This is a genomic window from Bacillus sp. CZDM1, from assembly GCF_055502545.1.
The window spans coordinates 558,435-572,432 of record NZ_JBUESO010000002.1; the positions used below are offsets into that span (position 1 = coordinate 558,435).

Annotated in this window: 11 protein-coding genes and 1 pseudogene; 4 read left to right on the top strand and 8 right to left on the bottom strand. The window is 36.0% G+C overall.

The window, feature by feature from the left end; genetic code table 11:
* Window positions 1-169: 169 nt before the first annotated feature.
* Window positions 170-1,969, bottom strand: coding sequence for a group II intron reverse transcriptase/maturase (ltrA, locus tag ACY3XC_RS07220; protein WP_464867958.1), 1,800 nt, complete (start codon window positions 1,967-1,969; stop codon window positions 170-172).
* A gap of 785 nt (window positions 1,970-2,754) precedes the next feature.
* A complete protein-coding gene (locus tag ACY3XC_RS07225; RefSeq protein ID WP_464867959.1) occupies window positions 2,755-3,447 on the bottom strand; it encodes a hypothetical protein in 693 nt (230 codons plus the stop codon).
* Between the two features lie 1,442 nt (window positions 3,448-4,889).
* On the opposite strand from ACY3XC_RS07225, the gene ACY3XC_RS07230 reads away from it, so the two are divergent.
* Window positions 4,890-5,072 (top strand): hypothetical protein, encoded by a 183-nt coding sequence (locus tag ACY3XC_RS07230; protein WP_464867960.1) that lies wholly within the window; start codon window positions 4,890-4,892, stop codon window positions 5,070-5,072.
* A 239-nt stretch (window positions 5,073-5,311) separates the two neighbouring features.
* On the opposite strand, the gene ACY3XC_RS07235 is transcribed toward ACY3XC_RS07230, so the two are convergent.
* Window positions 5,312-5,866: a DUF3231 family protein gene (locus tag ACY3XC_RS07235; protein WP_464867961.1), complete on the bottom strand. Its 555-nt coding sequence runs from the start codon at window positions 5,864-5,866 to the stop codon at window positions 5,312-5,314.
* A 409-nt stretch (window positions 5,867-6,275) separates the two neighbouring features.
* Between ACY3XC_RS07235 and ACY3XC_RS07240 the strand changes: the two are divergent.
* A pseudogene (locus ACY3XC_RS07240) lies at window positions 6,276-7,492 on the top strand (IS110 family RNA-guided transposase).
* A gap of 237 nt (window positions 7,493-7,729) precedes the next feature.
* Here ACY3XC_RS07240 and ACY3XC_RS07245 read toward each other — a convergent pair.
* The 4 genes from ACY3XC_RS07245 to ACY3XC_RS07260 form a co-directional block, all read right to left on the bottom strand.
* Window positions 7,730-7,888 (bottom strand): hypothetical protein, encoded by a 159-nt coding sequence (locus tag ACY3XC_RS07245; protein WP_193747801.1) that lies wholly within the window; start codon window positions 7,886-7,888, stop codon window positions 7,730-7,732.
* Between the two features lie 166 nt (window positions 7,889-8,054).
* Window positions 8,055-8,189 (bottom strand): BA3454 family stress response protein, encoded by a 135-nt coding sequence (locus tag ACY3XC_RS07250; protein ID WP_152597475.1) that lies wholly within the window; start codon window positions 8,187-8,189, stop codon window positions 8,055-8,057.
* 526 nt (window positions 8,190-8,715) lie between these two features.
* Entirely contained in the window at window positions 8,716-10,305 is a 1,590-nt protein-coding gene (locus tag ACY3XC_RS07255; protein ID WP_464868051.1) for a GMC family oxidoreductase, read from the bottom strand.
* A 24-nt stretch (window positions 10,306-10,329) separates the two neighbouring features.
* The gene (locus tag ACY3XC_RS07260; RefSeq protein WP_464867962.1) at window positions 10,330-10,593 is read right to left on the bottom strand and encodes a hypothetical protein; all 264 of its coding nucleotides are present in this window, start codon (window positions 10,591-10,593) and stop codon (window positions 10,330-10,332) included.
* A 351-nt stretch (window positions 10,594-10,944) separates the two neighbouring features.
* On the opposite strand from ACY3XC_RS07260, the gene ACY3XC_RS07265 reads away from it, so the two are divergent.
* Both ACY3XC_RS07265 and ACY3XC_RS07270 read left to right on the top strand, forming a co-directional pair.
* Window positions 10,945-11,307, top strand: a complete 363-nt coding sequence (locus ACY3XC_RS07265; protein WP_464867963.1) for a hypothetical protein — start codon at window positions 10,945-10,947, stop codon at window positions 11,305-11,307.
* Window positions 11,308-11,759: 452 nt separating this feature from the next.
* The gene (locus ACY3XC_RS07270) at window positions 11,760-12,938 is read left to right on the top strand and encodes an alpha/beta fold hydrolase (RefSeq protein ID WP_464867964.1); all 1,179 of its coding nucleotides are present in this window, start codon (window positions 11,760-11,762) and stop codon (window positions 12,936-12,938) included.
* 420 nt (window positions 12,939-13,358) lie between these two features.
* Here the strand turns inward: ACY3XC_RS07270 and ACY3XC_RS07275 are convergent, their stop codons facing one another.
* The gene (locus ACY3XC_RS07275; RefSeq protein ID WP_464867965.1) at window positions 13,359-13,919 is read right to left on the bottom strand and encodes a CBO0543 family protein; all 561 of its coding nucleotides are present in this window, start codon (window positions 13,917-13,919) and stop codon (window positions 13,359-13,361) included.
* Window positions 13,920-13,998 lie beyond the last annotated feature (79 nt).

Consider the following 13,998-nt stretch of genomic DNA (forward strand, 5'->3'; position numbering starts at 1 on the left):
TTAACAAATATGAAATCCAAAACTTCATAAATATTCCAATTACATCTTCAACTAAACTGCTTCTTTACTTTAATAGCAATAGGTAAGGATTTGATGTAATCTCCACCTTTTCCCCTGCTCCACACCCAACGTGCGGCTTTCACCGCATTAGGCGTTCCATCTTATTCTTTTAAACTAAAGTAACTAAATTACAAACTTTACGAAATTGGTTTAGCTTCTTCAATTGTTTTCCATCTAATTGAAGAATATTCCTATATCGTTCAATCGTCTTTTCACTTGTAGCATGGATTAATCTATGGACATCTTTATGTACGATTACAAGATTATTAAACTCATCTGTACCTCCCATATGTCGAGGTATCTTATGATGACAGTGTACCTGATTAGATATTAAAAATTCCCCTGTTACTGCACATTTACCTAATTGCATTGAGTACCTTGAAATTCTGTTATCTGCAATTTCTAAATTGTCCTTGCCGTAAGGTATTTGTAACATTTTGTTAATTTCTATGGCAACGTCGGCTCTAAGATTTTGATGAAGTTTAAGCCTTCCTTCTTTTGTATAGTTACATATATCTTGGCTGAAGTTCATGGCATTCCTTGTTTGAATATCTCCTAAAGGAAATAAATATGCACCCGCAATTTTATATGTTCTGAAATTATTCTTATGAAGTTTCTTGTATGTGTCTGATGGCTTAATAGGTTTTCCATATTTGCCAATTGGCTTTAGACGATTATACATGGTTTTCAATAGAAGATAGGATATTTTTCCAAAATCTATATTAATATGAGTCGCAACCTTGAAGTAATTTTTAATTCCGAGAATATAAGCGTTATAATCCATGACAGTATGTGGCGTTGGCTTATTTTGGATTTTGCGAATTAAACATCTAAGTTTTTCTAGTATATTTTTCATCTTTTTATCCATAACGTGTGTGTTGGCTACATACTTATTACGCTTGGCTACTGCTTTGAGAGAAAAACCTAGAAAATCAGATTTTCTCTTTCTAAGATTAGTAATCGCTGATTTTTCAGTTGATATATCAAGGTTTAATTGATTCTTTAGGTATCCTTTGGTGGCATGGTATATCTTGATAGCTAACTTAGGGAAATTCGTGAAAATCTTGAAATCATCTGCATATCTGACGATATACATTTGTTTGAGATTCGTTCTCTTTAACGCCCTTAATTTACCGCAAGGTGTATAAGTTTGTTTCGTTTTTAAGCATTCCCATTGGTTAGCTATCCACCAATCTAAATCATTTAAAACAATGTTTGATAAAAGAGGAGATAATATTCCCCCTTGCGGGGTTCCTTTAGTTGGAACACCTACGCCTTTTATTGGTGCTTTTAGCATTTTCGAGACAATCGTTAAAACTCTTTTGTCCCGTATGCCTATGTTGTATATTTGTTTAATTAACTTTGAATGGTTCACGTTGTCAAAGAAACCTTGTATATCAATGTCTACTACATGATGCAACTTCACATTATTGACTAAGAACTGACATCTAGCCATTACATGATGAGTAGACCTATTTGGTCTAAAACCATATGAATGGTGATAAAATTTAGCTTCACATATTGGCTCTAATACTTGTTTGAACATCTGTTGAATTAATCTATCTCTCATGGTTGGAATTCCTAATGGGCGTTTCTTGCCACTAGGTTTTGGTATCTCAACCCTTCGTACCGTTTGAGGTTTATAATTCTGTAATGTTTTTCGAATTTCCTCGATAAATTCATCAGCGTTTTCAATCTTGTATTGGTCAATCGTGATGCCATCAGTTCCAGCTGTTTTTGAACCTGTATTCGCTTTAATGTTCCGAAAGGCTAATAAGATATTGTCTTTTGATATGATATGTTCATATAGCCTTAAACCCTTTGTAGCATTGTTTTTACTTCGCTCATAAAGGTCATCAAATATGTCTTGCATACCGTAATATTCTGCATGTCGTAAAGCTGTACTCACCGATGGATTGTTTCTCCTTCCTTGCGGAAAATCCCATCATCTTACTCGACCATGTGAGTTTCATTTAGTTATGTTAGTTTTCAAAGAGAAGACTTGGGACTATCACTCCACGTTCGTTACACGGTTCAACGGTACTGTGTCCCTACTTTCGCAAGAATAAAGTCACTTCGATAAATAATTATCTTATAGACACCATCCCGATAGTAGTCGTTTAATAGTAGATGTTTCTTAATTACAACGTACCGATTAACCTAGCTTTACATATATCCGTAGGTGCTCACTTTAAGCCTGCCAACCTATATCCTCATTTGTTAGATATCCCGAAGTTCCTATACACTACTCGTACTTTTCGGTGTTTGACACTGCGTTCGCAGCATACGCCTTTCGAGCGTATTAATTTCTAGACCCGTACATCCGCAAGTTCGTCAGTCCAATTGGACATTCTCACCGTAGATATTTTGTAGCATCCCGGCCTATCACAAACCATATTCTGGGTAAGCAACTTAGGTTCATTTCAGCCGACTTTACCTAGCTTCATACACATTCTAACTACTATCATTATGTGCATGTAGGAGGATCAGATAACTCGTTTCAGCTCAACATGACGGCTTTCATTCCAAGTTTCAGTTAATCAGTTGTAATTGCTTAATAGCAATTCTCCTATTTCGTGTTTTTGCACTTATAAGGAAACGTTTCGCGCAGTACATTACTTCACAATCTGTTACGTTAGTCAAACAAAAAGGCGATACTTTGTTAATGTTCGCCCAGGTAAGTTCAACCTATAATCACTTATAAAACCTTGCAGTAATCATGCCATCTTTTGTCCAGTAATCCGCTTTTATCGTTGCCAGCTCTGGTCCGTCATAGCTATTGTCCAAAATGCTTCGGTCTTCCAGCTTCGTTCTTAAAGAGTTGTATTCAGCTGTTGGATTCTGTCCTGAGCCATTTACGTCAAATGTGACTCTGTAACATGTCGGGTAAGTACAATTCATTGTCGAACCGTTAGCCGCTGGCATTTCGTCGCCATTTTTGTACGTCTCGATTGTGTACTTAGGAAGGTCTTTCACATCATCAAGGTGTACGACTGCTACTAAATTTTCAGCTTCCTTCTTTGCTTCTGCTTCAGCTTTGGCTTCTGCTTCAGCTTTGGCTTTAGCTTCTGCCTCAGCTTTTTCTTTTGCTTCTATCTTAGCTTTCTCGTCCGACTCTTTTTTGGCTTTTGCTTCTTCTTTATCCTTTGCATCCGTTTCTTCATTGACCGCCTCTTGCTTGACTGGTTCATTTTTGGATTCTTCTTTTGTCAATAAAGCAACTGAACCCCAGGCAAGAAGACCAGCTACAACAATGAGGAAAATCAATGCCCACATGATCTCTTTTCCTTTCCCTTTTATCACATCACCACCGAATCCAATGAGAGCAAAGAGGATCACAAGCAAACTAACTAAGCCTAAAATTATCCCAAAGATTGTTGATAACATTTTATTGATTCCTCCTACTTACGCTAAAGTGTTGCCAATATTCAAAATGCGAGTAAATGACTTTGTTTTACTAAAAAAAGCCTGTGTCGATGATTACTTGGTAACTTTCGATAAGGCTTTTTTATTTCTTATTTTACTCAAGAACCTGTAAATTCATTAACTTAGCTATTCCCTAATGCAATAATAATCATGGGCAAAGGTGCCAAAAATTCCCTCTCATTTGTCCCTTCAAATTGTCAGGCTTCTCCGCTAAGTTTTCCATTATGATTCTCCCTGGATGTTACTTTTTAAGTGATTTTCTTATCAATTCATCCCCCAGAATCAATACGATTGCACAAATTATTAAAAACCACCAACCGAAACCTTTCCAGAAAGTAGTTGCTATAACGGTTAATACTAAATACCAGACTACCTTAACTAACCAATATAAAAATCTCATTTTAAAGACCTTTCTAAAAAGACATTTCATATATGGATTTTCCCCAATTTATTCAACTGTTATTAAACTAAACTGCTTCTTATATACAGTATGAATTTCTACCGTATTCAACGTATTCAAAGATATGGAAATAGAGCTGTCTTACACGGGGAAGATACGCCCTTGAAGTTTAGTGTGGAAGTGTACTCCTTCCACACTAAACTTCAAGGCTAGTAAGCGAAAGCGCGGTAGGGATGAAAGATAGACTTGTTGCCCGATGAGGGGACTGCTTAATCCCAGGATTAATAGTTATTCAAAAAGGGCTTAATTCAAGTTATTAAATCCCGTATCTATGAATACATGTAAACAATGATAAAAGGTGCATTCTTAAAACATCTTTTGAGTTGATACTGTATATATCTGCTCCGTTAGTTGGATAAACTATGTTTGTTATACCCCCGAATTAACTAGGTGTGTAAATATTGTCAGTAATCCAATAACAACAAAAATACTTAAAATAGCAATTGTTCTATTTTTTCTTTTTATTAAATTAACAATGGCTGCAACTATTCCACAGATTAAAAGAATAATCGTTAACCCAAAACTTTTTGATAAAAACATATAATTTAATACCCCTAAACAAACAGTAAAGGGAAAAATTGTATAAATAATCTCACTATTAATCCCCCCGATAAATTTAGGTCTTTAAATTATTTTAACATTTGTAAAAATTACAATTGCTGGTTATTTAGTGGACTATGTGAATTTTTATTGAACTATCCTGCCTTTAAGTTTAAGTACAGATTTTCACAATCTTTTATATTTGGTTATGTTACTTGGATATAAAAAAAGACTTTCCCAAATGTGGAAGCCATAAAATTTAGATGAATGGTATTTCAATTCCTAAAATAGAATAAAAATATCCCACCAATAATCCTAGCTAAAGTAAAAAAAAGATACATATAGTCTTAATAACTGAATTATTATAAAGTGGAATTGACTAGATAGAAATGGAGGTTTTTTTATGGGGAAATATATTTCAATGACAATCCTAATTGCAATTGGAAGTGTTGTAATACTTTTTTTACTCGCTATGCTATTTGAAGATGGAACAGGTGTTATTCCAATAGGTCTAGTTCTTATTATTTTACTTTCTATTATCATTACTCAATTAATAAGGATTGGTGACATATTGAAGAAAAGGTGATACAAAAGCCCCTTTCCGATTGGGGCTAAACGCTTATTAAAAACGACTTCCCCAAAAGAGGGAGCCATGATAATTTTAATTAAAGGCATTACAGAAACGCACCCGATAGTTTAAGTACAAAATTTCACAAACTTTCTTGTGGTATAGGAAAAAGCCGACCTTCATATTGAAGAATCGGACTCGTTAATTAGCTTCTTATTAATTGTTCACGTTTATCTAATGTACTATCTACACTCCCCCTAACTTAAGGGTTGTGGGGAACCAGGTGGAACGTAAAAAGGTGGCACTTTAATCCATCCGCGTTTACGCATTAAATGTTTTAATCTAGTTGCGAAGGCAAATTTTTCTGTTTGAAACTGAATAAATAATAAACCAACATCTGTACGAATCGATTCGGATGCAGCACCAGCAGAACGCATAATTAAACTTACAATTTTTAAAGATAATTCATTTGCTATGACATCATCCGTTAATTTAACTCCAAGTGGAATACTTTTAGGGTCAGATATTGGCATATCTTCAGGTGTAGGAGGTAGAGGAATTCCTTCCTTAATCATGAAATCATGGAGTCGTTCCCTTTGACTGGTTCCTAATTTCATATCTTCTTCAAGTATTGCTTTTAGTTCATCATCTGTTGTGGTATTTATACCTGATTGAACAGATACTTTAGCTAATTCTAGTCCTGCTAAGTAAATCCAGCATGACATCACTTCTCCGACATGAAGTGGTTGGTCTTCGTCTTGAACTGTCAGTGATTTCATGGCATCAATAACTGTTTCCAATATATTTACCATACGAATCCCTCCTGAGCTGGTATTATACAAATATTGTTTGTATAGAAAGGTTTTATATTCAGAGGGCGACACCAGCAAAATTTCAACCTAAAAAAAGAAAAAAGTAACAAATAATAAGGCATCCTTTTCTTAAAGTAATGCTACCCGTTAGCCATCCATGAATCGCTAAAAAACAGCTCTTCACCACAAAGAATGAAAATGTATTGAATGTGTCCATACTTGTTCTAAGGCTGGGAGAGGAAGGTCGTTTAAGTTTGGTGCGTTAGAGCCCATCCGTTAGTCTGACTCCAACGACCATGGTGCATCACAAACTGTCGCTCCCTTACGGGAAGCACTCATGGTAGATTAATCCTTATTCTGATTGTTGTACCAGCCTCCAATTTTACAAGCCTAGAAAGGAAGAACTTCAATGGATGTAATCATTGAAAGAGCATGTGGTATGGATGTTCATAAGGATAATATCACTGCGTGTATTTTGACACCTGATGGAAAGGAGATTCAAACGTTTTCTACAAAAACAGTTTTTCTACTCAAGTTAATAGACTGGGTTAAGGAACATCACTGCACCCATGTCGCAATGGAAAGTACAAGTGTTTATTGGAAACCTATTGTTAATTTACTAGAATCTGAAGGAATTGAGTTTTTAGTTGTGAACGCCCAACACATGAAGGCACTCCCAGGTCGTAAGACCGACATTAAAGATGCCGAATGGATTGCACAACTTCTTCGCCATGGTTTACTCAAAGCTAGTTTCATTCCAAATCGGACTCAAAGGGAACTGCGAGAACTTGTCCGTTATCGCCGTAGTATTATAGAAGAACGTGCAAGACAACATAATCGGGTTCAAAAAGTTTTAGAAGGAGCCACTATCAAACTCGGTTCAGTTGTATCTGATATTATGGGTGTTTCCTCAAAGGATATGCTTCGAGCTATAGCTGATGGCGAGGATGATCCTGAGAAACTAGCAAACTTCGCTCGTCGTACAATGAAAAAGAAAAAAGAAGAACTTGAATTAGCACTTCAGGGCTATGTTAATCCACATCAACGATTAATGCTCAAAACGATTTTAACTCACATTGATTTCCTAACTGAGCAAATTGAAATGTTAGATCAAGAGATAGCCAAAAGAGTTAGCTCTTATGAACAAGATATCGAAGACTGGATTCGATTCCTGGAATCGCCAGAAGAATGGCTGAACAAATCCTAGCTGAAATCGGTACTGATGTTAAAAAACAATTTCCAACTGCGGCTCATCTTTGTTCATGGGCAGCTCTGGTACCTGGACATAATGAAAGTGCTGGGAAAAGAAAATCAACTAAAACTAAAAAAAGAAATAAGTATTTAAGATCAGCATTAACTGAAGCAGCTCAATCAGTCAGGGGTTCAAAAAACTATCTTGGTGCATTGTATCGTCGAACAGCAGGACGAAAAGGCAAGAAAAGATCAGCTATAGTAGTTGCCCATGCGATATTGCGGATCGCATATTACCTGTTAACTAGAAAAGAAATGTATGTAGACTTAGGCGAAGACTACTTTGATAAAAAAAGACAGGTTTCAATTGTACGCCATTCGGTTCGAAGACTAGAAAACTTAGGTTATACAGTTACAATAACAGAGGCTTCCTAATCCATAAACAAGTATATAGACACCAAAGATCAGACGCTCTCCCCTTTTAAAAAGATGAATGAGCTGCGTCTATTTAAGTATTGCCATTTTTCGGATGTCACAGAAGTTAATTTTCATGGTAGCTTAATAAGAACTTTATACATTTTTCTCTCCAAATGGTGAAAAAATTAATAAAAATCTATATATGTTCCACAGATAATGCTCTTTAATTTATATGTATTATTTTATTTAAAAAGTTTAGGAAGCCTTGCGCTCTTTAGCGTTCTTTAGTTCCCTTAAGCTTTCTTTGATTAACTCTCTTTGATCCTCGGTAATAATAAAATCCGTAAGACGATCCTCAAAATGAGCAATACGTCTTTCCAACTCCTCTATAGTAAGGTTATTAATATTCTTCATAAACCCACCAACTCCTCTTATTATAATTTATATATAATTAGTATTCTTCATAAAATCCTTCAAAGCCGCTATTGGCAGCGGGATATTCAAGTAAAGGAAGCTATACAAAATCTATTCTTCAAGTGGAAGTCCCATTCGAAATCCTTTTAATCCCAGGATCCCTTATTTAACTTTCCCATTGTTTAAGAACTTGTTCTTTTGCTATACGATAAACTTCTTCTTCTGTTTGGTTTTTTGTAGCTATTACGTTGGTTTGATAAACTTTACCTTTATGTGTTACATAGATTGTATACTTGTACATTTTGTTCTTTCCCCTTTTTATAATTCTCACTTCACTAAAAAATCCAATTTCATTTAGTTATTCCTACAAATGCTTTTTGACTTTTTTATATTTTACAAATAATGCGAAAGTTATTAAAGCTAAAAAAAAGGTCAAGATTTGACAAATTCTCAACTTAACAAAAATTAATATACTCACTAGCAACTGTATTGACTGGCAAAGTCAATAAAATCAACAAACTTTTTATGATTCTAATCTCTTATGAATTTTGTTACACTTCTTAGAATGCAGAAAAATGTCGAAATATAAAAACTAAAAAAGGCTGGCTCCTGATACCGATCTTAAATTACCTTTTTGTTTTAATCCTTCAAATTAAATAACCACAAAGTTAAAAAACCACCTTAGATAAGATGGTTTTCTTACTTATTTATTAAACTAACGCACCCTTTACTTTAAGTGTAATTTTTCACAAACTAACAATTGTCAAACAAGTCTATCCAATTTCAGCTATGTATATGTCTCATTCAATGCATTAAAAAATCCCAATCTAAAAGACCGCCACCAAGAACGCTAGAAACGGTCTTTCCTTGTTTTTTTTAATGCTAACTACTGCTTTTGTCACTACTTTCATCTTGATGTGAATGCGGTGGATGATTATTATGGTGCTACTTTCAATATCCTCAAATTCATCATCTTCAAAAACGTAAGCATGGGGATTATTTTCAATGAACCTCACAGCATTTAACCCTATCATTTGAGCAGATATGGAAGTATTGCCGTCTGGCAAGATTGGAGCAACCGAAAGATCAGCGACTTTTAGATTTCTTGTACCAAAAACATTCAGAAATCCGTCGACAACTCCTTCTTGAATGTTCTTCCCCATTTTACATTGTCCTCCAAAATGGTCAAAACTCGTATAAGAAGCCTTGGCATATGCAGCAAGCTTGGTTCTCTTTTCTTCTTCATTTGGTAAATGGAATATATTTTCAGGAGGATATACAACCTTATACAGTCCATCTAGGTCTAGTTCCCGAGCCTTCATTATAATATTGAATGTTTCAATATATTGATCCACCATGAATTTCAAGTCATCCTGATTTTCGAGTGGATTAAATGTAACCGAAGGATACGCTTCGGGATCGCTATGTGCTACTGTAATCGAACCCCTACTTTTAGGATTCAGGTCGATTATTCCAATACTCATAATATTGCTGAATCTATTTGGGTCAAAACCCCAATTATTAATAAGCACCTCTTGAACTGGGACAAAAAGTGGTACTGGTACCCCAAGTAATTGAAGCCGGCGTCCAGAACCATTCACCTGTTTAAACGCACCAAGTGCAATTGGTGTGTTAGGATCAGCAGATAATACTTCTAAAAGTCTATTTGTTTCAACTTCTACACCCATACCAACAGAATAATGAGCTTGAAAGTTGTGACCTACATTTGGGCTCTCAATTAATGTTGAAATCCCGGCTTCCGCCAATTCGTTAGATCTTCCGATTCCTGAACGCTGTAGGATAACTGAAGAAAAATTGCCTGCAGAGACAATGATTCCTTTTCGAGCATAAGATATTTGTGACACACCATCTTTAACATATTCTACACCGACAGCAATGTTTATCCCTTTTCTTTGTTTAAACAGAATCCTATTCACTGTTGATTTAGAAAAAATAACCAACTTCCTCTTACCAATTCCAAATTCATCCGGGTTGATTTGGTTACCTTGTGATACTATGCTACTATTTAAATATCCTGTAGCAGTAGATGAACGAAAGAACATACCGTTTACTTCTTTTTGAGTAACCTGTGATTTATAAAATGTACAATCCCTTATGCCAGTATTATAATCCTTAACAATTGGTATTCCTAAAATATCTGATGTAGCTTTGGCTAAAGTTTTTATGAGTCCATCATTCGGAATGATTTGTTGTCTAATAAATATCGGACCATTTTTTCCTCGTTCGTCAGACTCTTGTGTCATTCCGGTATAGGTTTCATTTTTTATGAACAAATCACGAATATTCTCATAACTCCATTGTTCTCCTTGATTTTGAAGTAGATTTGCCCACTCATCATAAAGGTCGCTACTTCCACGAACCGCATACATCGCATTATGTTCTGAGCTTCCCCCTATTAATCTGCCTCCTGATAATCGAAGTTAACGTCCAAGAGCTGGCTCCAATTTAGACAGAATATTAAATGAGGATTTATTATCACTAGATAAGATTAGTGCTCTCTCAAGTGAAGGACTGCTCTTCTCTTTTGTCATATTCGTTCCTGCTTCAAGTACCAAGACGGAAGTTTTTATGTCATCGGTTAGTTCTTTAGCAATTATTCCTCCTGCAGTTCCTGCACCAATGACTATATAATCAAATATATAGGATTTATCAGATTCAGCTTTTTTATGCTTCTTTGTCGACATATATTCATCTCCTTTCATACTTAGAAGATGCATTTTCACTTAAATGTGCGTGGACAAGATCATTAAGTTTAATTGCCTTTTTTTTCAAAACTGACTATTACTCCAATAAAGAATAGCAAATACTTTTAAATTCTTTAGCCACCCATGCAGCAGAGCTGCACCAAAAAGAATGAAAATGGTTAAGAAACTGTCATACTGAACTTAATCCAGTCACACCCTTCTCAATTTTTTTTCGATTGTGCAGGGTTTTTTACGTAATGCCTTTTTTACATTTCTATTGATATAAGTATCCATACTGATTTGTAGTACAAGCATAAGATAAATAGAATCTTAATAAAAGGAGGAACCAATATGAACCAATTTGCCACGCTTGTCTCATTTGCTCCTAGCACTGGCATACTGACCTACAACGTTGATGGCGTTATTCAGACGCCGAGAGTAGTGTCGGCGACTGTACCACACCGCGCAGCGCTCAATCTTTATACACCCACCGACCCAATCCGTCCCATTGTCACGCGCTGGAACACACTGACTGCGGCTATCAAAGGACCAGTTACATTCGGTTCGACGACATCTGACGTCTTAGACAGCTTCGCCGCAATCACAGCCGATTTAGCGGCTCAACAAGCAAACATGCAGATTCACCTGAAACCGAATAGCGATATTGTAACTTCTCTACGCCCCATTCCATTCCTTCCACCAAATCCTATTTAATCATTAATAATGTTCTCGATGAAAGCACTTGAATCAATGGTGCTTTCTTTTTTTATAATCCCTGTTTTAAACCTTAAATGAACTCTTGTTCAACTAACCTCCCGTTCGTATAAGGAAGAGGGAAGAACAAAAAAAGAATAATTTAAAATCAATTCCTAATAATATATTTGGGGATGACCGTATCAAGACGGGAAAGATTTTGATTAAGATATATCGTTGAACATGACAAGAATTTGTGTTCCTAGTACAAGAAAACATGTGGAATAATCACAAATATCATGCTTGAAAATTGATTTTAAATAAACTCTTAGCAATACAGCCAGACGGTTAACTTGTCATAATCTATTATCGAATGTAATGAGGCAAAATCAAAGCCTTGCATCATAGCGTAAAGAATTTTCGAAGTGATAGTTACCCCATCAAAAAACAATATTATTAAGGAGAAAAATATTATGGAAATAAATTCAAGTCCAACTAACATTATCCGTAATGACTTCGGAATCACGCATCGGTCGACAGCGCCAGCAACAGATGGTAAAGATGTCCAGCTATTTGTACGGGAGGTTGACGGCACCCCTCTTCATGGAAGACGGAAATGTGTGCTAATGGTTCATGGAAGGAGTATCCCGTCGATCACGACATTTGATTTGCAACATAATAACTACAACTACAGCTGGGCTCAATCGTTGGCGCAAGAAGGCTTTGACGTGCTTATGTTCGATCTCCAAGGATCCCTCCTATCTCCAATCCCTCAAATGGAAGATCCATGCAACACTAGCAGGCTGCAGCAAGGACAAATTCTGATGCCCAACCCGATACCGGAGGATCAGTTTTGCAACTCAAGCTACCCGTTTGTACCCATTAGCTCACAGAGTGAATGGGACGAGTTAGACACAGTTGTCAATTGGATCATTAAAAATCGAGATGTGGACAAGGTCGCTTTCATTAGTAATTCAGCAGGTGCGTTCGCGGTCGGTCCCTATTCGGTACAACACCAGGACAAGGTGGAGACCATATTTTTCAGTGCGCCGATCTACCCACCCAACGGCTTAACAAATGCACCAGCAACCCTTCCGGTACCAGGAGTCCCGATGACTGTGCAAACAAAAAAGGATTTTAAGACCTATTGGGATAATGAAATAATTAACTGTCCCAACCAGCGGGAAGACGGGATGGTGGATATTGTGTGGAGCTCGCTTATGGAAATCGACCAGATTGGCGGAAGCTGGGGAAAACCAGATGTCCAACGCACGGAAGGCGTACTGCGGTTCAGAAACTTCACCCACTGGTCCTGGAACACTGAAGCCGTAAGCCATGGAACCCTTGGTCAGTCGGTGCCCGTATGCATTATCTACGGTGAGAATGATAAAACAGTGATGCAGGATACAGGAGTGCCAGCGACAACGTTTAACGTCAAAAAGCTCTACTCCGACATCCCTGATGATAATAAGTTGATGTTTAAAATTGCTTGCGCGGGACATCAAATAATGTGGGAAACAAATGCCCAGCTTTTGTTCCAGTATTCCAGTGAGTGGCTGAAGAAAGGTAAAATCAAGAATAGAAAAAAAGGAAGCTACTATCGAGATAAAAATGGAGATATCTATGAAGTAAAAGAACCGGTTAAGATATAATTGAGTTCCGAGCCAAATACCTTCGGGTTGAAGCCGAGTCTTGTACCCAGTATCGTTGATCAGTTTTCTGAGACCTGATGGTAGTGATAAACTTGGGATCATCAAATAACATGGTATTTTTATCCTACGGAAGATTATAGCCAATAAAGCCGGAACCCTGCAATTTCAGGAGTTTCGGCTTTCTGTTTTCCATTTAATTATTCGTTTATTAAACTCTTCTGCTTCGTTAGCTTAATACAAAAAAAGGATCACCGCAGCAATCCTCGTTCTTCAACTCTTGCACCCGTTAATTTAAGTGTACTCCTTCACAATATATAAAAGCATTAATGGATTGCTTTTATTTACAGTAATACACTGGTTTTACTATAATTTTATATCTGCAATTTTGTTAAAATGTGTTTTTTTACTAAATCAAAATATTTACTCTTGGGTTTGCTTTTTATTTATAAATTCAACCACAACTTTTACAAAACATGCCAATAAAATATAAATTGGAAAAGAATAAATATGTTTCCAATGGTAAGTAACATAAATTCCAATACCTTGGAAAAACGGCTCAATGACGAAAGATATTATAGCAGAAGTAATAAAATTAGCTGTAAGATAGTTAGTCCATTTTTTCCCATATCTTTGGTATATTAGCATATTAACTACGGGTATATAAGTCAAATCAAAAGGTAGTAAAGGAGGGATAAACGACCAATATAAACGAATTGGGTATGCCCACGCACCATGATTAGTTCCAATCATATCAAATATTAGTGAAATGATTCCAATAATTAACCCATAATTTAAAATCAAATGAATTCGCTTTTTATCAACTTTCTTCATCCATAAAATCCACACTAAAATGGTTGTTATCAATAGAAACCACCATTGCCAAGTTAAAAAGGCATGTTCTGTCCAAAAATCATGATATGACGCTAAAAAATCCAACCTTTTATCTTGTACATCATTAAATAAAAACACTCTACCATTCATTCGAATGAACCCTTCCTTAATTTGTTGTTCCTGTTATTATTCCAAATTCCTTCAAATGTATTTTCGATTTCCCTTATTG

Bases quoted from the DNA above. Each gene is read 5' to 3' on its own strand.
- ACY3XC_RS07235 (WP_464867961.1), bottom strand. From the start codon at position 5,866: ATGGTAAATATATTGGAAACAGTTATTGATGCCATGAAATCACTGACA.
- ACY3XC_RS07270 (WP_464867964.1), top strand. From the start codon at position 11,760: ATGGAAATAAATTCAAGTCCAACTAACATTATCCGTAATGACTTCGGA.
- ACY3XC_RS07265 (WP_464867963.1), top strand. From the start codon at position 10,945: ATGAACCAATTTGCCACGCTTGTCTCATTTGCTCCTAGCACTGGCATA.
- ACY3XC_RS07250 (WP_152597475.1), bottom strand. From the start codon at position 8,189: ATGTACAAGTATACAATCTATGTAACACATAAAGGTAAAGTTTATCAA.
- ACY3XC_RS07230 (WP_464867960.1), top strand. From the start codon at position 4,890: ATGGGGAAATATATTTCAATGACAATCCTAATTGCAATTGGAAGTGTT.
- ACY3XC_RS07225 (WP_464867959.1), bottom strand. From the start codon at position 3,447: ATGTTATCAACAATCTTTGGGATAATTTTAGGCTTAGTTAGTTTGCTT.
- ACY3XC_RS07260 (WP_464867962.1), bottom strand. From the start codon at position 10,593: ATGTCGACAAAGAAGCATAAAAAAGCTGAATCTGATAAATCCTATATA.
- ACY3XC_RS07275 (WP_464867965.1), bottom strand. From the start codon at position 13,919: ATGAATGGTAGAGTGTTTTTATTTAATGATGTACAAGATAAAAGGTTG.
- ACY3XC_RS07245 (WP_193747801.1), bottom strand. From the start codon at position 7,888: ATGAAGAATATTAATAACCTTACTATAGAGGAGTTGGAAAGACGTATT.